The following is an 18,769-nucleotide window of genomic DNA, read 5'->3' as shown; positions in this document are numbered from 1 at the left end:
CGCCTCCCAGGCACCGAGGTGCGGGCTCTGGCTTCGTCTGCGTTTATAGCCCCACCTTGCCGCATGGCGCGGTGGGCTCCTAGTCTCACCGTTGGCATGCCGATTCTGGGGAGGGAAGGGCTATCGACCTCGAAGCCGCTCTGGGCTACCTGCTGCCGTGGGAGTTCTCGCTGGCCTGGTCGGGGGGCTGCCTGCTGGCCATCATGCTCTACCTGCGTGGCCTCCGGCAGCGCCGACGGCGAGGCGAGGCCACCGGCGCAGGTCGAGTCCTTGCCTACCTGCTGGGTGTCGCCACCATCTATGGCGTCACTCAGACCCATTACGACTACCTCGCCCAGTACATGTTCTTTACCCATCGGGCACAGCACCTGATACTGCATCATGCCGGTCCCTTCCTGATTGCCCTGGCCGCCCCCCTGCCGGTACTGGCAGACGGCTTGCCGACCCGAATCAGGCACTTTTCAGGGTGGAGTCCGGTCGCGCGCCTGCTGCGTCCCGCATACCGGACGCTGCAGCATCCCCTGATCGCTCCCGTACTGTTCGTCGGGCTGATCTACTTCTGGTTGGTTCCCGAGGTCCACTTCGATGCGATGCTGAGTACCGACCTGTATCAAGTGATGAACTGGAGCATGGCGCTGGATGGGTTGCTGTTCTGGTGGTTGATCTTGGATCGCCGCACGCCGCAGCAGGGCGGTCTCGGCTACGGCAAGCGCATCGCCATCCTGCTGGTGGTGATTCCGCCGCAGATCGTTCTGGGGGCCTATATCGTCTTCAGCCGGAGTGTCATCTTCGATGTCTATGAGGTGTGCGGACGTGCCTGGCCGCTTGACCCTCTGACTGACCAGCTCCTAGGTGGCCTGTTGACTTGGGTACCGGCCACGATGATGAGTGCCATCGGGGTTCTGATCATTCTCAGCTTTCTGTTCCGTGATGCCCGCAAGGAGGATGCCGCTGATGCCGCTGATGTCTCTCACGCCACACCCTAGTCTGCCGCGCCTGGCGAAACGCTGGTGCTCGACCTTCCTGCTGCTGATCGCGACGACCGGCACGATGGCGGCTGCCGAACTGGAGGTCAGCGAGGCGCGTCTGCGGCTCCTGCCCGGGGACCTGCCCGCGGCAGGCTACTTCACCCTCACCAATACCAGCGAGAAGGGCGTCACCCTGACAGGAGCAGATAGCCCCGCTTTCGGTAATGTCATGATGCACCGCAGTGTCAATCAGGATGGCGTCACCCGCATGGAGCCCGTTGCCCAGCTGGAGCTGGCGGCGGGGGAACAGGTCGAATTTGCTCCGGGTGGCTATCATCTCATGCTCATGAAGCGGGCTCGCCCCCTCGTCGTAGGTGACGACGTCGAGGTGAATCTTCATTTCGCCGGCAATCAGCGACAGCGTGTCACGTTCCGCGCCGTGGCGCCGACAGCACAGTAGGGGGAGCAGGATGCGCCGATGTATCATGGCACTATTCGTGACGCTATGGATTGCGGGCTGCAGCGATCCAGACTGGCAGACCAAGGATATCTCGGGGCTGATGCCATCCCTGGCGTTCGAACTCATCGACGAGAACGGGAATACGGTGAGCGCCGATCAGTTCCTCGGCAAGACGACGCTGCTGTTCTTCGGCTTCACCCATTGCCCCGATGTCTGCCCCACTACCCTGGCGCGCCTCGACGCTGCCACCCAGCGCATGGATGAAGCGGCTCGCGATGACATCCAGGTGCTTTTCGTCTCGGTGGACCCCCGCCGCGATAACGCCGAGACGCTGGATAGCTACACCGCCGCCTTCGGCCCCCAGTTCATCGGCCTCACTGGGGATAAAGCGGCACTCGATAAGCTGACACGCCGCTATCGGGTGACCTACGGGTATGGTGAAGAAGACAGCGAAGGCAGCTATGATGTGTCGCACTCCAGCGCTGTCTTCGCCTTCAATGCCCAGGGAGAAGTACGCCTGCTGATCCGGGACAGCGACCCCATGGATGCCGTGGTTGCCGACCTCGAAAGGCTTGCCAGCGGTGCCTGAGTTGTCACCGTCCAGTGCCCTATCTTCCGTCGAGAACCAGTACGGTTCAGGGGGAGAAAGGCTGTCGAGGAGGCTTGCCTAGGAGTACGGCGCAGGGTTCGTCGTAGCGCCTTGAGGCAGCCGAAAACCACGTTCGATCACATTTCACTCTTGGAAATTGGGTCTGTCGACCCTGGGGTTAACCTGGGCCGCCGGCGCCTCGCTGGTCATGTCCCTCACCGGACGCCTGCTCAAACAGTCGTGCCAGCCAGAGGACCGTCCGGCGCTGTTCGCCGCGCAGTTCTCGCTTTCGCATGGCTGGTGGCCTATCCGTTGGCCGGCTGAGTCGGGGCCGAGGTGGGCCTGATCGAGACCTTCGCCCTGCTGGGGGCGATTGCGCTGGTGTCGACGGCGCTCGCGATCCGTGTCTGGCCGTCAGGGAACCCTATGGCGCTCGAGCATGATCATGCTCCTATGGAGCACACCCATCTGCACTATCATGACGACCACCATCAGCATGAGCATGAGGGCTGGGAGGGGCCGGAACCGCATCGCCATCCCCACCATCACCCAAGGGGCAGGCATCGGCACATCTTTATGATCGATGGCCATCACACGAGATCGCCGTCGTGACATGACAAAGAGGCACAAGGAACGTTTGCATGACCATTCTGCCTGACAACATCCTCCATTTACCGGAATACCGCATCCTGGGTACAAAGATGGAAGAGCATGATCTCCACTTTCAGGTCGAAGCTCCGGTCCCTGTGGCCTGCAAGGAGTGCGGCGTAGAGGGAGAGTTCGTCAGGTTTGGCAAGCGCGATGTGGCTTACCGAGATCTGCCCATCCACGGCAAGCGAGTCACCCTATGGGTGGTACGACGCCGCTACACTTGCCGAGCCTGCGGAAAGACATTCCGCCCACCACTCCCCGAGATGGTTGACACTCATCGCATGACGCGGAGGCTTTACAGCCATGTCGAGAAGGAAGCCTTCAACCATCCCTACGCTTATGTGGCCGATACCACGGGCCTGGACGAGAAGACTATTCGAGAGATCTTCAAGAAGAAGGCTGAGTTCCTGGCGACCTGGCACCGTTTCGAGACACCCCGTTGCCTGGGCATCGACGAGCTGTACCTGAACCGCCGCTACCGTTGCATCCTGACCAACCTTGAGGAGCGTACCCTGCTGGACCTGTTGCCCGGTCGTCAGCAGGACTCCGTGACCAGACGCCTCATGAACATGACCGACCGCAACAAGGTCGAGATCGTCAGCATGGACATGTGGAAGCCCTACCGCCGTGCCGTCCAGGCGGTGCTGCCACAGGCCCGCATCGTGGTCGATAAGTTCCATGTTGTGCGTATGGCCAACGAAGCCTTGGAGAAGGTCCGCAAGGGGCTCAGAAAGGAGCTGACGGCCAACCAGCGACGGACGCTCAAGGGTGATCGGAAGATCCTGCTGAAGCGGGCTCACGATGTCTCAGACCGCGAACGGCTCATCATGGAGACTTGGACGGGGGCCTTCCCTCAGCTCCTGGCAGCCTACGAGCATAAGGAGCGGTTCTACCACATCTGGGACTGTGCCACCCGGCGAGATGCTGAGAAGGCACTAGCTGCCTGGATTGACGACATCCCGCAGGGGCAGAAGGAAGTCTGGAAGGATCTTGTCAGCGCCGTCAGCGAATGGCGTGAGGAGATGCTGACCTACTTCGAGACTGACATCCCGGTCACCAACGCCTTCACGGAGTCGATCAACCGGCTGGCCAAGGACAAGAACCGCGATGGCCGGGGCTACTCATTCGAGGTGATGCGGGCCCGGATGCTCTATACCACCAAGCACAAGAAGAAGGCGCCGCAGACCAAGGAGTCCCCGTTCCTAGGCAAGGCTACCATGACCTACGGCAGGGGTCTCCCCGAGCCCGAGAAGAACTTCGGCGTCGATCTATCAACCTTCTGGGAAGATTAAGGTTTTGGTGGATCAGAAGGGATCGTCAACCACTTAATCCGGATACCCGAAATAGAAAAGTTGATAACGCACCATCGTGTTCATCGCTTCCTTTTCCTTTTTCAGGTCTTATTTTTGTTGATCTGCTTCCGAGAAATCGCAAGTTTAGCTGATTTATTAATCCTTCGGGGAATGCAGAACGAGATATATATTTTGGATGCAAGGTCACTCCGATCACGGCGTTGCCATCAGCTAGGCTTTCATCGGAGATGGCATCAAGTTTTTCTGATATCTCTTTGAAGTATTTCTTGAAACGGTTGATCTGAAACCCTAAATCATAAACAGGGTCAGATTCATCATATCCACCTCTAAAACGAACAGGCTCTGTAAGTTTCTCCCCGCGACCAAAAAGAAACCGTTGTTTATTTGCCATTTATACTGCCTCCAATGCATTTTTTAGTGTGCCTCTGGCAATCGAGGCTATTCGACTTGCTGATCGCTGCGACACCTTGTTTTCTTTTACTAATTTAACGGCAATTTGCTTTCTTTTTTCTTTGTCTATTTTCAATGAGCTTCTTTTGAGAAGTGAGGTTATATATTCTTGCGCCCCTTCTTCCCCATGTAAAAAAAAGCTTTTCCTGAGATTGTTTACCTCCCGTTGGAAGTCGCTGTAAGATGTGTTTTCCATTACTTGGGATAAAAATAAAATCCACTCTTTTGGTGTATCTTCTTTGTCTTTTATTAGGGCTAGTCCAACTTTCTTTAGATCCTCGCTGTTCGGCCTGTTGAAATCTATGATTTGGTCAAATCTTCTGTTTATTGCTGGGTCTAGCAGATGGTAGTGGTTCGTTGCTGCTATTAGCAGGTTACTGTCATTCCACTTGTCCATTTCTTGCAAAAATACAGTTACAAGTCTTTTTGTTTCACCTATGTCAGAGTTGTCATCTCGCATTTTTGCTAAAGCATCTATTTCATCAATTAACAAAACGCATGGTCTTTCACTTGAATAAGAAAATGCCGTTTTAAGATTGTTTCCTGTTTTTCCTAAAAGGCTGCTTACGATTGTTGCAAGATCAATTGTAAAGAGTGGTTTATTTAGCTTTTGTGCTATGTACTTTGCGCACACCGTTTTTCCCACGCCGGGCGGGCCTGTGAACAAAATCTTGCTGGTAGGAGTTATGCCGGCAGCGATGATACCTCTTAATTTCTTGCGCTCATTGATAATTAAATTTATTGGTCCTTTAACCTCGCTGGATCCTATAAATCCAGTTGGCAGTGTTACTGGGTCTTCTACGTTTAGCAGCTCGTTCCCAGATTCTTTATCTGTGGGAATAGGGCTGTTGATGCCATTATCCCTTACTCTTCTAATGTAGCTTTTTCCGGAGGATGGTTCGTCCTCACTAAACACAGCCCCTTTGACTCGATTGGCAAGAGGATTATTCTCTGCTTGCAATGATCGTATTAACCTCAGGGCTTGGATTCTGACTTTCTCCCCGTCCCCTTTGGCTCCTAGGGCTGCAAGCTGGATCAATTTCTCGACAACGTATTCGTTTTCGTCCATTGTCTTCCTAACTTATTGATACTCAAAAAGTAAATAATGGTATAGTTTATTATGGCATTGCCGGTCATTGACCACAAGTGCCGCTTCTGAATCGCCAGGAGTCAGGGGCTGGGGGCTGGGCAGCCACGATGCCTCTCCCTGCCAGCGATCCAGAGAAAGGTGGGTGCGTCTCCACCAGCTCGGTGCACTCGTGGAGTCACAGTCCGGCTACGGATACATCAATGTTGGCTAGGAAGTAAGCGAGCGGCGATCACCCGTTGCGGGTAATTAATCGCTCGGCTGCCAGTGCTGTGGCAGAAGTTCGTGGATCTGGCTGGCCTTCTGTGTCGGCAGGCGAGCCAGCACATTTCTCAGGTAGGCATGCGGTTCATGGCCATTCACCTTGGCAGACTGGATCAGGCTCATGATGTTGGCGGCGCGCGCAGAGCCAGACCCCCAGGCCATCGTGGACTAACACCTTCATGCGGTTACCGCGCCGGTTGGCGAACAGATAGGCGCAGTGCGGCCGGGTGGAGCCGAACACCTTCACTACCCGTGCCAGCGGCGTGTCGGGACTGGCGCGCATGTCCAGCGGCTCGGTGGCCAGCCAGATCTCGTTGATACGGATCACGACAGCAGATCCCGCAGCAGCGCCCGACAGCCCTGCGCATCGGACACCGGCCATTCGATGGTCACCATGCCTTTGGGACTCGGCAGTGAAAGGCGAATACGCTCGGCTTCCTGACGCTGGCCCGCTGCAGGTGTGGCGGTGCTTGCCATCGTCACCGGGACAAACGCCGGGGTATCACTTACCGATGCCGACCGCCGAGCCTCACGGATCCACTTGTGCACCAGATTCGCGTTCAGGGCATGCTCCAATGCGATGCTGGCCACCGAGGCGCCGGGTTGTTGGCACGCCTCGACGATCCTGGCCTTGAACTCAGCTGTAAAGCGGCGGCGCTTACGAGGCGCCTCCAGTACGCTTAACTCACTCCTGATCGCTGCACTATAACCTGTGCAGCTCTGGAGGGGGTCACTTCATGGACACCTACCGTTATCGAAGTCAGGGCTCAGCTGAATGTGTGTTGACCGGCCGCATACTCAAGAGAGTGCTGATATGAGCGATGACTTGTGGGTAATTGAAAGGTTAACTGGACGCATACGATTGATTGTAATTATGATGGCGTGAGGGGTGGAAAAAGGCCCAGATGGGTTAAGGGAATGGGTAAGACAAGGGGAAGGGGTTTACTCGGAAAAGCAGGGAGGAGTGAGAGGGGAACCCCAAAGGGCTGAAAGGCCAAAGGGATTCTAACCTCTCCATCTCTTGCTGTGTTCTCGCTACTGCTACCGCAGTATCAGCAGCATACAATCTCCGGGGTACTGCTACTGCCCAAACCCCTTCATCTGCGCCCAGGAGCCGGCCGCGTCGTTAACATCATCCTCGCTCAGCAATAGATACTGCCACCGACCGTTAGCTTTACCGCTATGGTTAATCGTATTCGCCCATGTCCGCGCAGCTTTCTTCTTGGCTTGCACCTCAGCAGAGGTCACTTCTTTGTTCATCTTCGTCTCTACGAGCCAGCAGGTACGCTCACCACCGATCTCCTCGATCACGACAAAGTCTGGGTTGTACTTGCGCCCCTCTTGTGTCCAGGTGATCGGGATATCGTTGTGATGTAGTCGCGCCCAGACGATGACATTCGCATCGGTATCAATCGCTCCTGCGGCTTTATACTCAGGGGATGAGTCGAACCATGCATACTCATAGACGTTTTTCTGCCACCCGTTATAGGCGAAAGCGCGCTGGAATGTATCTTCATGCTCTGGCTCGTGCTTGCGTTTGACGCTTCGCGATCTGCTCAAAGAGGTGAAGCGCACTTCCTCCCCAAAGGTAACGCTTCTCGAGACGTATTCTTTGAGTTGAGCCGATACCTCTGCTGATAGGCGTTTCGCAGCACGCTCAAGGTAGGCCGATAGGTTCTCGGCGGCCGCGTCTCCCATCGCATTAATAACAACATCGACGATGGCCCCGGCTGCGTTCAGCTCATTTCTTTGTTGTTTGACCCCTGGTGTTTTCATGACATGTGCAATCAGTGCCGACCGAGAAGATTCAAGCGGTGTGTCTAGAAAGAGCGCTTGAACGGATCCTTCGGCTTTCTGCACCTTAATTACACCGTCCTTGGCTTTGAGAACAGTACGGGTGAGCGTGTCCTCTGCCTCTAGCATCAAGGCCTTGCCCAGCTCTCGAACGGCTGCATCTCGTGCACTTGGCTGAGTGAGATGGACTGAGACTGGTGAACACGCTCTATATAGGGGATCTGGATCGTTTCACGGTCTGGTAGGGGATCATGTGTCTGCAGCTCGTCAGGAACGCTGCTGGAACGCTCTCCGGTCTCCTTGAGGCGATCTTCCAAGGACCTTAGTGGCTCCAGCTCTTTTTGCAGTGCCTGAGGGCTGTCGGGATTTCCCGGGTGGGTTTCCGCTGATGGAGACGGGGCGAGTTGAAAAGGACTCGCTGTTCCGACGGACTTCGTTCGCGCGACCTGTTTTCCATCGCCTGTCATGCGAACCTCGGTCAGGATCCTGTGGTCGATCAGTTGCGCGGTCAGCGTGTTGCGCTTCGCGAGAAGCGCCTCGTATCGCTCATGAGCTAGAACTTCCACCGTATCGAGCATCTGCTCCCCGGTATAGGTGCCGTAGGGCAACCTCATGCCTCGACCAAGGGTCTGTTCGGTCAGAACCTCGGAGACGGAAGCTCTCATGGAGGCAATCACATAGACGTTCTTGACATCCCATCCTTCTTTAAGCATGCCGATGGACAGGATGATTCGGATAGGGGATTCGGGGTCTTCGACGGCATTCAAGTCGGCTAGCGCCTTTTCCTTCTCGTCTCCCGATAGTTGCGAGTGAACAAGAAGTGTCTTGCCGATCCAGGCACCGCCATCAAATGCCTCGGAGTCAAGGATGTCGCGGTAAGCTTTCGCATCGTCGATTGTTTGCGCGATCACCAGCATGACCGGTCTGACGGGGGTTCTGTCATTCTCGGCTGCCCAGGCCTCACTCATGCGCTCTTTATGATGCAGTAGGGTGACGCCATCGAGTAGCTTGGTTCGAGCATCGGTCCGGTCATCTTTTCGTGCAACTAGGACGGGCATCTTGACGTACTCATCCTCGATCGCCTGGGCGAGAGGGTAGCGGAACACCACGAGAGGCTCATCAGCGGCAGCGGGCGTGGCCGTTACCCCAACAACGACCTCGGGATGGAGCTTCTTGATGGTCCGTGAGAAGGCAGGACCTCTGTAGCAATGGTGCTCGTCGGCCAGAATGACCAGATCATCGAGCTGGCCAAGCCATTCGTAGAGAGATGCCCCCAGGAATTCTTGATACTCATGGGTGGCCCGGCCGTCGCCTGTTTTCGACGTAAGGGCCTGTACCGTGAAGATATACACCTTAGTCTGTGATGCATCATCCATGGCTGCGGAAATCGCCGGCGAATTGAAATTGTCGGCGGTAATCACGATAGGGGACGAGCGCATGGCCGAGGTGACGGATTTTCTGTCACCAGGGGTGAAATTTCGAATGGTCTTGTCCCGGATGGTGCGACCAGGTGTGAGGATGAGGAAGTTGCGAGCTGGGGTGTCTATGCCGGCCAAGTACTCGATCAGGGCCGCCATGATATAGGTCTTTCCTACGCCGGTGGCAGCATCGACAATGCACTCATACGGCTCTGTTTTGCCCTCAACATCGTAGTGCTGACTCATCATGTAGGCGACTGACTCGACCGCCTGAGCGTTCGGTGTGCGAAGATCGAGGCGGTGCCGGACTTCTTCGAGCAGATGTGTATCGACGATCAGGTTACTCATCGATCATCTCCTTCTTGAATGGGCTTCCCTTGGAGGCCTTTCGGCGATAACGATCCAATACAGAGTCGGGGATCGCTTCAAGTCGTGAGCCGGGACGTTCTTTGCGCAGACGATCAGCGGCCACCACGTCGTACTGAGTGGCCCAGACTTCAACGATATGTCCCTCTTGCAATTGCTCGAGGATCGAGAGGATAGTCGTTTCTCCCACATGGCCATCGATCACGACATAGCGGGTCTTCCCTCTAAAGGCAGCAAAGATACCGTCTGGACGATAGCGCACTTCCAATTGGGCGCACATCGCCTTGGCCAGTGCACCATGAGTCGCCCAGTCGGCGAGAAGGATAAACCCTTCCACCTCTTCAAACATGGATGGCCCGACTTCTAGGTGGGTGAAGCCGCCACCACCGAACCATTGAGTCGTGGTTTCGTCTCTTGTCCGTGTTCTTCGTGCCAGTTGCGTCTTCACAGGCTTTTGCACATCGAACGGAGCTCCATCGGGTGCAAACACCTTGAGCAGCTTGAGTAAAGTCTTTGCCTGGTCTGCGTCCAGAGGCGATTCACCTTGCTTTTGAGTAGCACGAACCATTTTAGCGAGCTCGCTCGCCAATGGAATCTCGATGGGATCGTCCGAGGAAATAGCCTTATTCAACATCCGGTTAAAGTCCTGGGCCTCCAGTGCGGTCATGTCGGAAGGCAGGTTACCAACGGCAACTCTCTCTGTTGTGGTGGTGATTCCACCAAAGTCATCTCCTTTGATGACTTTTATCAGGCGCGGTTTCGTAAATTTCGAGACGGTTTCTGGCAGCAACTCTGATGTTATCCACCGACGTCCCATCTTGTGTGCGACTGCAGCTGTTGTGCCAGAGCCGCCGTAACAGTCCAGAACTATGTCCCCGGGTCGTGTTGAAGCCTCGATAACTTTACGAAGAAGCCTCTCCGGCTTTGGTGTTGAGAAGGGGGTAACCCCTGGAAAAAGCGACTTGATTTCCGCTTTTGCTTCGCGGTTATGGCCCACTTCACTATTGAGCCACAGTGTTCGGGTATTCGATCCGGTGTTTGGCTGTAGTCTCTTTCGACCGAGGGTGCCCTTAGGACGAATGATGTACTCCGGCCATGGCCCTGCAGCTTTTCGTGCCTCGACGCCGGCCTGTGCCTCTTCGAGGCTAGATGACAGCATCAGGGCAGGAATACCTTTGCGTACTTCTTCCACATTCACACCACAGATCTCGGCTCGGATGGAGTCATCATCAATGAGCCGACATTCATAAGTCGCATACTAGGATAGCGCTTCAAGAATGGACTCTTGTTTTGATCCCCAACAACGCCCCTTGGCTGGGTATAACAGCTCGCCTGTCACTGGTGATTGGATGGCATAGACCCATGTTTGATTACGATGTGCGCTGGGTGCGGTAGGATCCCCATCGTACCAAGGGGCCAGGTCACCGTCTGGTGAGTTGTAGATGGTATTGAGTGATTCATCGCGCTGGCCCCGTATTAACTTGGCGTTGGTTGACTTCCCATAGACAAGCAAAGTGTCGTGATCGACTGAGAAGTTTGGAAGGTCGTTGCGTGGTCCATCGGCCTTCTGCCAGATAGCGGTCCCGAGGAAGCACTCGGCTCCCAGTTCTTCGTCCATTACCGCACGACATCTATGCACTTCGGTATCGTCTAGGTGGACCCAAATGACGCCATCATTACTGAGAAGTGGCTTGATCTGTCGAAGCCGGTCTCTGAGCATCGTAAGCCAGATCGAATGCTCGATGTTGTCCTCATAGTGAAGGAATGTTTGCTCGGTGTTGAAAGGAGGGTCAATGTAGACGAGTCGGATCTTGCCGAGGTACTTCTCTGCGTATTCGGGTACTTTGGCAAGCGCATCGAGGACGTGCATGGCGTCGCCAGTGATGAGCAGGTTATCAGTCGTGGGCACCGGTAGCCCTTTCGGGCGGTCATCGGGGGGGGCCTCGAACTGATTGACTTCATGGAGCAGCCTGACCTCGGAGACTCTATAGTCGGATGGCTGGACGAACGTGTAGTCATACTGCCCGTCACCGGTCGAAAGGAGCGTCTTGTCCTTGTCCGTCCAGGTGAGTTCGAGCCGCCCCGTATGCTTCTTGCTCATCGGATCCTGTTTCCCTGCGTTACATGGACTCATCTGATTGTGTATCTTACCTGCCCCCCACGCTGTATGTCCTCTGCCGTTGTAGCAACCTAGTGAGCGCCTCACACGGTATCACCCTGTCACCCTTGCCGCGATCTCCCAACTGGGTCAGAGTGTCCACAGAAGCCTTTCTAGGGAGGCTATGGAGGATCATCGGCACCGACGTCAAGCGGGTCTGGGCCAAGAGCGCCGAAGGGCGTTTGGTGCATGTGACGGACGTGCCCCGCAGCAAGGCATGCAATTGCACCTGCCCGACTTGTGACCAGCCCCTTATTGCCAAGCCCGGCCATGGCCACCGTAGCCCACATTTCTCGCATGGGATTGTGGGCGAGTGTAACCAGGCACCTTCCCTTGCCCAGATAGTGATCAATCTTCTGGCACGACAAACCTTGCAGGATGCTGCTCAGCTATCGAACTCTTCACCTTCTTCCTCAGACGTACTAAGTGCCAAATATCGACCCTCGACAGCCAGACACGGTGGAAGTGGCCAAGCCTGCTCAGGAATTCACTCCGGAGCGCCTTCTGACGAAGGAAGAGGTCGGGCTCGGTGATTTGGGCCAGAACGTGCTGGTGGTTGAGGGAGTCAATGGCTCTCGTCTTGCGCTAGTGCTGCATGATCAGATGACTCAGCAGGAAGTTGACACCCTCCGGCATGCCGGCATCCCTGCCTTACGCTATGACCTCGAGCTACAGGCTCCCCTGGACACTACTTCCCAGCAGATACTTGATGCTCTTGCCAGTCACCGCGACAAGAGCGAAGGCCAGTGTCTTCAGTCGCCTGGCCGAAGAGAAACTCGCCACATCGCTGGAGGAAATCGAGCAGCGACGAGAGGAAGCCGCCAGGCAAGCCAAAGTACAGGCGGATGAAAAGCCCATTGCCGCTGAACAAGCCGAGCGTGAGCGACAGAGGTGGGTGAGAGACGCAAAACTTCAGTATGAGGCGCTATTCAAGGGGCCAGCTGCTGCTGGTCAATACCAGCCTGATGTGCGTTCTGGAGGGGGCGCGGCGAATACCAGAAGGTTCTCGTTGTGCGTCAGGCCGTATACGAATATGCCGCAGGTTGGGTTGAGGATACACTCGATACGATGGAGGGCCTGCATGGAGGCAAAGACGCAGCTGTGGCTGATGCTCAGCAGGGGGCATGGGCCCGACTTCAGGCAAGGCTACCTATGTCCGATCCAGTGTGGCGAGCTGGCATCCTCTCAGACGAAGCTAGACTTTTGGTCGAAGCCGGTGCCTTGGATGCTCTGAAACGCTGGTGTCGATCTAAACTGACCGGCAGTCAGGGAGGAGGTGACATGGTGCTTGTTTCAGTGATCGCTGGTATAACCCTCGTCCTGATGGCAGCGATTCTAGCGGCCATCACCCATGCTAACGGTAGGCAGATGAGGGGGGCGGAGGATTAACTTTGCCGCCCTGCCAGCTCACGGGCCTCCACGTCCAGCAGCGATTCGGGCCCCATTCCGACAACCATCACGCTCACAGACAGCTGCAGCAGCTCTTCCGGCGGCGGCTCGTGTGGTGGTGACGGTGACTGCGGAGCTCCTACCCTTGGCTCACACGCCTCAAATTAACGGCCATCCGTGGGCGGCTCAACACCCTGTTCGACAAGGCCGCCCGACGTGAGCTGGCCGTCTGGTTCTGCCATGGGTAGCCAGTACCGCATGCCCTCCAGTGTGACTGAGAGGCCGTCGTTGTGGACCTCTATCTTTTGCTGCTGGATGTCTTTTTTCGAGAACTTCCTACTATGGAAGTATTCAAGGCTCAGTGTGACCCATCCCCACCGCCAGGCCTCATCCTTTTCGGGATGCTTGGCCATTCTCATGATGGACTGGGCCAGCTTTTCCTTTCGCTGCTTGTTGGCCCGACTGGTGTCGATAACAGGCTTCAAAGTTGTGCCGTGCTGCCGGTTGAGGAAATTCATGAAGCCGGTCAGAGTGGCGGCTTGTCCAGGTGTAGCGTTAAGATAACCATCAACATCGCGTTGAGTGGGTAGCCTATTTCCCTCTGGATCGGTGTTGCGGAGTAACGAGGCGGCAGCCCGTAACGCAAGTCTTGCAGAGCTGTAGGAAGTCTTGCCATTCCTGATGCGAGACTCCAGCTGCTCCCAGTAGCCGTGGAGCGCCTTTCCCACCCGAGAAGTGGGCGGCAATGCAATCAGGCATTCATGGACGCGCCGCTTGTCAGAATGTAGGCGCTTGGCTTGCACGTCAGGTACGACCCCTTTTATCTCATGGAGCCAACGCATGGGGAGTCTAACTCGACGCAGCCCCTCGGCCCCGAAGTGATTGAGCAGTTGCGCGTAGCTCGGCACTTGCCGCCAAGTGGCCTCCATATCGAGAAAAAATGCGAGGTGGTGGTTAATCTTGAGTGCCGCCTTTTTCGGTCCTAAAGCACACATTAGCCATTCCCCAAACTCTCTAAACACCTGGCCCATGCCAGGTAAAGTGAATGCGGCTTGGTTGATTTTCAGCCGCTTGCGATATGTTTTTTCCCAATAGCAGGCTTCGCAGGCATCGCCCCGTCCGGCTGGCATTGTGTTGCCACAAGAAGAGCAAATAATTTCGCCGTGCTCATTGCAGATGTGACAAAGCTTCTTCTCTTCTTCGGTAATGACCAATAACCGATGGCGGCGGCACGCGGAGCAGGTGCCGTGATCTGCCGTCGCACAGGTTGGGCACAGCCGGCGGCCATGGCCCAGACGTTTCACCCTGGACAGGCGTTTGGATGGTTCTCCGCAGTTTTCACAAGGTTCTGGTTCTCGAAAGTGAACAGCACAGGCCTTACAGACCGGCCCGTAGGATGTGATCTTTCCTGTTTTATATTCGGACTTACCGCATCGGGCACATGGTTTATCAGTTTCGCAGTGACGACAGATCGCGCTTGGGTCATTGCGTGGCAGGCGAGCCAGCTCACCGCACTTTGGGCACATGAGCCGCTTGAAAACACGTGCGTAACAGGTGGCACAGTAACCATGCCCCTGGCGCCGGCGTGTCAGTCTGTGAACCTTACGCCCACACTCATCACAGAAGATTTTATGGCCCTGAGTCATGGTGTCTCCACCTTCATTCTGCGCTGCAAGCGTGCCCAAGCTGCCCTGACGGCTCGCTCTGATTTCGGTTTTTGACTCAGTTGAGGGCCGCTTCGCGAGGTTTTTTGGTGGGTGGGTCCGCTAGTCATCATCGACTGGATTACCGCCGGCGGTGGCTTTCGTGGATCGTGAAGAGCCGTCGCCATCACCTCGTTTCTGCGAAACGCCTCAAACACCTCATCAAGACCAACATCCAGCATACGCTGGACCACTGTGAGTAAGGCACTGCGCTCAGAGACGGGCAGCAGCTCGAAGGGTAAGCCCGCTACTGGCAAGAGGTTCTCAGTGATTGGGATTTCCAGTGACCGTAGGGTGTGGGCCAGTGCAGAGAGCGGATGGCGACTCGCCCGCCGTACCACCCCGAGGAGACAGGCTGAGGCCGCGAACCACTCGGAAGTTGAGGCACTCCTATCGCCAAGGACGCCGTAGTTGTCAAGCGACATCAGAAACTGACCCCCTGGCGACAGTGAAATCTGACCCCCTTACCTGACGACCTGCTCGTGATGGTGGTTGGTATCGGGCTTGATCAGCCCGGCCTTGCGCTTGGCACGCAGTCGGTAACTGTCACCGCGGATGGTGATGACGTGACTGTGGTGCAGCAGTCGGTCGAGAATGGCCGTGGCCACCACGGCGTCACCGAACACCTCACCCCACTCGCTGACCGCCCGGTTGCTGGTGACCAGCAGGCTGCCACGTTCGTAACGCCGGGTGACCAACTGGAAGAACAGGTTGGCCGCCCCCGGCTCCAGCGGCAGGTAGCCCAGTTCGTCGATGATCAAGAGCTTGGGCTTGGCGAAGTGCCTCAGCCGTTCCTCCAGGGCGCCGTTGGCATGGGCCTGGACCAGCTGGGTGATCAGTGCCGTGGCGGTGGTGAACAGCACCGAGTAGCCAGCCTTGACCGCCTCCCGACCCAGTGCCACGGCGAGATGGCTTTTGCCCACGCCCGGCGGGCCGAGCAGCAGCAGGGCGTCGCCGTTGGCGATCCAGCGCCCGCAGGCCAGCTCACGGATCTGACCGGGGTCGACGGCAGGCTGGGCGCTGAAGTCGAACCCTTCCAGAGTGCGCAGGAACGGGAAGCGGGCGATGCTCAGCCCCATCTGGATGCGCCGCTGCTCCTTATGGGCCACCTCCTGCTCGCACAGGTAGGCCAGCGTCTCGCGCAGGGTCAGCTCCCGGCGTGCGGCTTCGTCGAGCAGCGTGTCGAGCCGCTCGCGGATGGCGGTCAGCTTGAGACGCGTCAGCATGGCGTCCAGGCGCTCAGTCTCCGGCGTCGTCATCACCAGCCACCTCCCACCACGGCTTCGTACTCGGTCAGGTCGCGCTGCAGCGCGGCCGGCGGCAAGGTGGTCACGATCTCGCTGGACGCCACGACCTCCTCGGTGTCCGCCTTGGGTGATCGGTAGCCGACGATGCCCTGCAGATGCTCCGGCAGGCAGCGCACCTGGCGGCGCCCGCCCAGCTCCGGGTGGCGGGCCACCTCACGGCCGGCGTGATGCACCCGCAGTTCGCCGTCGGTCACGCTGACCTGGACAGGCTCACCGACCAGGCGCCAGGGCACGCTGTAGCGGTTGGTGTCGACCTCCACGGTGGCGTCGCGCTGGACCCGCCGGTTCAGCTCCCGGGCCTGCTCGAAGGGCGCCCGATCGTTGAGCGGTTGCAGGCTGGCCTGTTCGGCGATGAAGCGCACCGCCGGCAGCTCGCCGGTGGTGCCATGCACCCGCTGGTCGGCGATCTCGCGCATCCACCAGCTGCGTATTCCGACGAACGTGACCGGTCATTCCGGGGATCGTGACCGATCTGCTCACTCCTCTCTCGCTGGCTCTGGTTTTGTAAGCTGACCGGTCACGATGGGTCAACTTCTGCCGCTTGCGGGGCGGCGCTCTTGCGCATCGATTCTCCTCTGAGTGTCAGGCGGTGGGCGCTGTGCAGCAGCCGGTCCAGGATGGCGTCGGCCACCGTCGCCGCGCCGATGTAGTCGTGCCAGTGCTCGATGGGCAGCTGGCTGGCGATCAGCGTCGAACCCCGGCCGTGCCGGTCCTCGATCACCTCCATCAGGTCCTGGCGCTGCGGGGCGGTCATCTTCTGCATGCCCCAGTCGTCGAGGATCAGCAGGTCGGTCTTCTGCAGCTGGCCCATCAGCCGGGCGTAGGAGCCGTCGCCCTGGGCGATGCGCAGCTGCTCGAACAGGCGCGGCACCCGCAGGTAACGCACCGAGTAACCCTGCCGGCAGGCCTGGTTGCCCAGCGCGCAGGCCAGCCAGGTCTTGCCGCACCCGGTGGGGCCGGTGATGCACAGGTTGAGGGACTGGCCGATCCACTCGCCGGTGGCCAGCGGCGCCATGCGGCCCCGCTCCAGGCCGCGAGGGTGGCGGTAGTCGATGTCCTCGACGCAGGCCGTCACGCGCAGCTTGGCGGTCTTCAGCAACCGGTCGAGGCGGCGGTTATCGCGATGCAGGACCTCTCGGTCGAGCAGCATGCCCAGGCGATCCTCGAACGGCAGGTCGTAGGTGTCCGGCTGGGTGAGCTGGTGGGCCAGTGCGTCATACATGCCGGTCAGCTTGAGGCGGCGCAGGGTGTCGAGCAGGGGCTGGGTCATCATCGGTCGTCTCCTCGGATCAGTGGTAGTACTCGGCACCGCGCACGTTGGTGTGGGGCGGCAAGTCATCGAGCGCCTCGGGGAGCGTCAGCATCGGCTGCTGATCTAGCCCCTGCTTGAGGATCGAGGCGATGCTGCTGTAGCGGGTGGTGGGGATCGCCAGGGCATGCGCGCAGGCCTGCTCCAGCCGGGCCTTGCCGTAGCGCCGGCTGAGCTGCAACAGGCCCAGGCAGGCACGGTAGCCATGCTCGGGATGGGGGCGGTCCTGCAGCTGTCGCTGGGTCATTTCCAGGGTGGCGACGCCGATGTCCTTCGCCCAGTCCAGGAAGCGGCTTGGCGACCAGTCGCGGTGGGCCTGGTGACGCTTGGGCATGTGCTCGGCCAGGGTCGAGAAACGTCCCGGGGCGTGGCGCGGGTGCGCCGCCACCCGCTGCCCTTTGTGGAACACCTCCACCATGGCGTGGGTCAGGCGCACCTCCAGCACCTGGCCGACCAGGCTGTGAGGGACGCTGTAGAAGTGTTTGTCGAGGTCGAGGTGGTAGTCGATGCCGGGCCTGGCCTTGCGCCACTCGGCGTACTCGTAGGGCGTCTCCGGCAGCGGGCGCAGCACCGGCCGGTCGATGGCCGCGAACAAATCGCGCCGGCTCTCCTCGCGGCCCTGGAAGGGTCGGCGGTTGAGATCCTCCAGCAGCTCGCGGATGGCCTGGTTCAGCGAGGCCAGCGTGAAGAAGGTGTGGTGGCGCAGTCGGGCCAGGATCCAGCGCTCCACCAACAGCACCGCGGCCTCCGCCTTGGCCTTGTCCTTGGGTTTGTAAGGCCGCGCCGGCAGCACCGCGACCTGGTAGTGCTGGGCCATCTCGGCGTAGGTCGCGTTGAGCTGGCTCTCGTAGCGACATGCCCGCGTCACGGCGCTCTTCAGGTTGTCGGGCACCAGTAGCTCGGGGACACCGCCCAGGAACTGGAAGGCGCGCTGGTGAGAGGCGATCCAGTCGGGCAGCGCCTGGCTCCAGGTGGCCTCGGCGTAGGTGTAGCTGGAGGCGCCCAGCACGGCAACGAACACCTGGGCCCGTCGCTCCTCGCCGGTGGCCTGGTTGATGATCGGCACGGTCGGGCCGCAGTAGTCGATGAACAGCTTCTCGCCGGCGCGGTGGACCTGACGCATGCTGCGCCGCTGGCGGTCCCGCCAGGCGCGGTAATGATCGCAGAACCGACTGTAGCGGTAGGCCTTGTCGCCGTGGACCTCGACGTACTCGGCCCACAGCAGCTGCAGGGTGACGCCCTTGCGCTTGAGCGCCTGGTGGACCTGGAAGTAGTCCGGCGCCGAGAAGCGCATCGGCGGCGATTTGGCCGGGAACAGCCGCGCCTCCAGCGCCGCCTCGTCGGTGCCGTCGGGCAACGGCCAGCGGATGCCGGCCACCTGGGCCAGGCTGACGTACTTGCTGACCACGCCCTTGGAGAGGCCGCAGGCCCGCGCAATCTTCTCGTGGCTGAGGCCGGCGTCGTACTTGAGGCGCAACACCTCGGTGATGGTTCGCATGGGAATCCTCGGTGCTGGCATGTCCACCTCCAGGGCAAAGACAAA

18 protein-coding genes and 1 pseudogene are annotated in these 18,769 nt (G+C 58.4%); 5 read left to right on the top strand and 14 right to left on the bottom strand.

The features are described from left to right. The first annotated feature begins 203 nt into the window (after positions 1 to 203). From NFH66_RS15145 to NFH66_RS15130, 4 genes are all read left to right on the top strand, one after another. Positions 204 to 986 carry a cytochrome c oxidase assembly protein gene (locus tag NFH66_RS15145; RefSeq protein ID WP_349610998.1) on the top strand — a complete coding sequence of 261 codons (783 nt, stop codon included), beginning with the start codon at positions 204 to 206 and terminating at the stop codon, positions 984 to 986. Next, complete coding sequence (locus NFH66_RS15140) at positions 955 to 1,428, top strand: copper chaperone PCu(A)C (protein ID WP_349610997.1); 474 nt, start codon at positions 955 to 957, stop codon at positions 1,426 to 1,428. The genes NFH66_RS15145 and NFH66_RS15140 overlap by 32 nt, the downstream gene beginning before the upstream one ends. Before the next feature lie 10 nt (positions 1,429 to 1,438). Next, entirely contained in the window at positions 1,439 to 2,017 is a 579-nt protein-coding gene (locus NFH66_RS15135; protein ID WP_161431018.1) for an SCO family protein, read from the top strand. 641 nt (positions 2,018 to 2,658) lie between these two features. Then, positions 2,659 to 3,960 (top strand): ISL3 family transposase, encoded by a 1,302-nt coding sequence (locus NFH66_RS15130; RefSeq protein ID WP_161431020.1) that lies wholly within the window; start codon positions 2,659 to 2,661, stop codon positions 3,958 to 3,960. A gap of 25 nt (positions 3,961 to 3,985) precedes the next feature. On the opposite strand, the gene NFH66_RS15125 is transcribed toward NFH66_RS15130, so the two are convergent. The 9 genes and pseudogenes from NFH66_RS15125 to NFH66_RS15085 all read right to left on the bottom strand — a co-directional run bounded on the left by NFH66_RS15125 (position 3,986) and on the right by NFH66_RS15085 (position 11,461). After that, positions 3,986 to 4,372 carry a hypothetical protein gene (locus NFH66_RS15125; protein ID WP_349610996.1) on the bottom strand — a complete coding sequence of 129 codons (387 nt, stop codon included), beginning with the start codon at positions 4,370 to 4,372 and terminating at the stop codon, positions 3,986 to 3,988. Further along, positions 4,373 to 5,500 carry an AAA family ATPase gene (locus tag NFH66_RS15120; RefSeq protein ID WP_349610995.1) on the bottom strand — a complete coding sequence of 376 codons (1,128 nt, stop codon included), beginning with the start codon at positions 5,498 to 5,500 and terminating at the stop codon, positions 4,373 to 4,375. A gap of 267 nt (positions 5,501 to 5,767) precedes the next feature. Then, a pseudogene (locus tag NFH66_RS15115) lies at positions 5,768 to 5,920 on the bottom strand (transposase domain-containing protein); the annotation flags it as partial. Further along, positions 5,868 to 6,065: an IS66 family insertion sequence element accessory protein TnpB gene (tnpB, locus tag NFH66_RS15110; protein WP_349611752.1), complete on the bottom strand. Its 198-nt coding sequence runs from the start codon at positions 6,063 to 6,065 to the stop codon at positions 5,868 to 5,870. The gene tnpB and the pseudogene NFH66_RS15115, both read right to left, overlap by 53 nt. A 41-nt stretch (positions 6,066 to 6,106) precedes the next feature. Next, positions 6,107 to 6,457, bottom strand: coding sequence for an IS66-like element accessory protein TnpA (gene tnpA / locus NFH66_RS15105; protein ID WP_349611750.1), 351 nt, complete (start codon positions 6,455 to 6,457; stop codon positions 6,107 to 6,109). A gap of 405 nt (positions 6,458 to 6,862) precedes the next feature. Then, positions 6,863 to 7,705 carry a restriction endonuclease gene (locus NFH66_RS15100; RefSeq protein ID WP_349610994.1) on the bottom strand — a complete coding sequence of 281 codons (843 nt, stop codon included), beginning with the start codon at positions 7,703 to 7,705 and terminating at the stop codon, positions 6,863 to 6,865. Continuing rightward, the gene (locus NFH66_RS15095) at positions 7,705 to 9,342 is read right to left on the bottom strand and encodes a DEAD/DEAH box helicase (protein WP_349610993.1); all 1,638 of its coding nucleotides are present in this window, start codon (positions 9,340 to 9,342) and stop codon (positions 7,705 to 7,707) included. Before NFH66_RS15095 ends, NFH66_RS15100 begins: the two co-directional genes overlap by 1 nt. Next, positions 9,335 to 10,558 carry a DNA methyltransferase gene (locus NFH66_RS15090; RefSeq protein ID WP_349610992.1) on the bottom strand — a complete coding sequence of 408 codons (1,224 nt, stop codon included), beginning with the start codon at positions 10,556 to 10,558 and terminating at the stop codon, positions 9,335 to 9,337. Before NFH66_RS15090 ends, NFH66_RS15095 begins: the two co-directional genes overlap by 8 nt. Before the next feature lie 60 nt (positions 10,559 to 10,618). Then, positions 10,619 to 11,461 (bottom strand): DNA methyltransferase, encoded by an 843-nt coding sequence (locus NFH66_RS15085; protein ID WP_349610991.1) that lies wholly within the window; start codon positions 11,459 to 11,461, stop codon positions 10,619 to 10,621. Between the two features lie 23 nt (positions 11,462 to 11,484). On the opposite strand from NFH66_RS15085, the gene NFH66_RS17760 reads away from it, so the two are divergent. Beyond that, complete coding sequence (locus NFH66_RS17760) at positions 11,485 to 12,051, top strand: DUF7828 domain-containing protein (RefSeq protein ID WP_502878654.1); 567 nt, start codon at positions 11,485 to 11,487, stop codon at positions 12,049 to 12,051. Between the two features lie 1,020 nt (positions 12,052 to 13,071). Here NFH66_RS17760 and NFH66_RS15080 read toward each other — a convergent pair. The 5 genes from NFH66_RS15080 to istA all read right to left on the bottom strand — a co-directional run bounded on the left by NFH66_RS15080 (position 13,072) and on the right by istA (position 18,745). Then, positions 13,072 to 14,121 (bottom strand): hypothetical protein, encoded by a 1,050-nt coding sequence (locus NFH66_RS15080; RefSeq protein WP_349610990.1) that lies wholly within the window; start codon positions 14,119 to 14,121, stop codon positions 13,072 to 13,074. Positions 14,122 to 15,074: 953 nt separating this feature from the next. Then, the gene (gene istB, locus NFH66_RS15075) at positions 15,075 to 15,869 is read right to left on the bottom strand and encodes an IS21-like element helper ATPase IstB (protein WP_349610989.1); all 795 of its coding nucleotides are present in this window, start codon (positions 15,867 to 15,869) and stop codon (positions 15,075 to 15,077) included. Further along, positions 15,869 to 16,333 carry a Mu transposase domain-containing protein gene (locus NFH66_RS15070; RefSeq protein WP_349610988.1) on the bottom strand — a complete coding sequence of 155 codons (465 nt, stop codon included), beginning with the start codon at positions 16,331 to 16,333 and terminating at the stop codon, positions 15,869 to 15,871. The genes istB (NFH66_RS15075) and NFH66_RS15070 overlap by 1 nt, the downstream gene beginning before the upstream one ends. A gap of 101 nt (positions 16,334 to 16,434) precedes the next feature. After that, on the bottom strand, positions 16,435 to 17,190 hold the full coding sequence (gene istB, locus NFH66_RS15065) for an IS21-like element helper ATPase IstB (RefSeq protein WP_349608073.1): 756 nt from the start codon (positions 17,188 to 17,190) through the stop codon (positions 16,435 to 16,437). Between the two features lie 16 nt (positions 17,191 to 17,206). Further along, a complete protein-coding gene (istA, locus tag NFH66_RS15060) occupies positions 17,207 to 18,745 on the bottom strand; it encodes an IS21 family transposase (RefSeq protein WP_349609651.1) in 1,539 nt (512 codons plus the stop codon). Positions 18,746 to 18,769 lie beyond the last annotated feature (24 nt).

The sequence above is a fragment of the Halomonas sp. H10-9-1 genome (assembly GCF_040147005.1).
GTDB lineage: Bacteria > Pseudomonadota > Gammaproteobacteria > Pseudomonadales > Halomonadaceae > Halomonas.
This window is presented reverse-complemented; position numbering and strand designations above follow the sequence as displayed.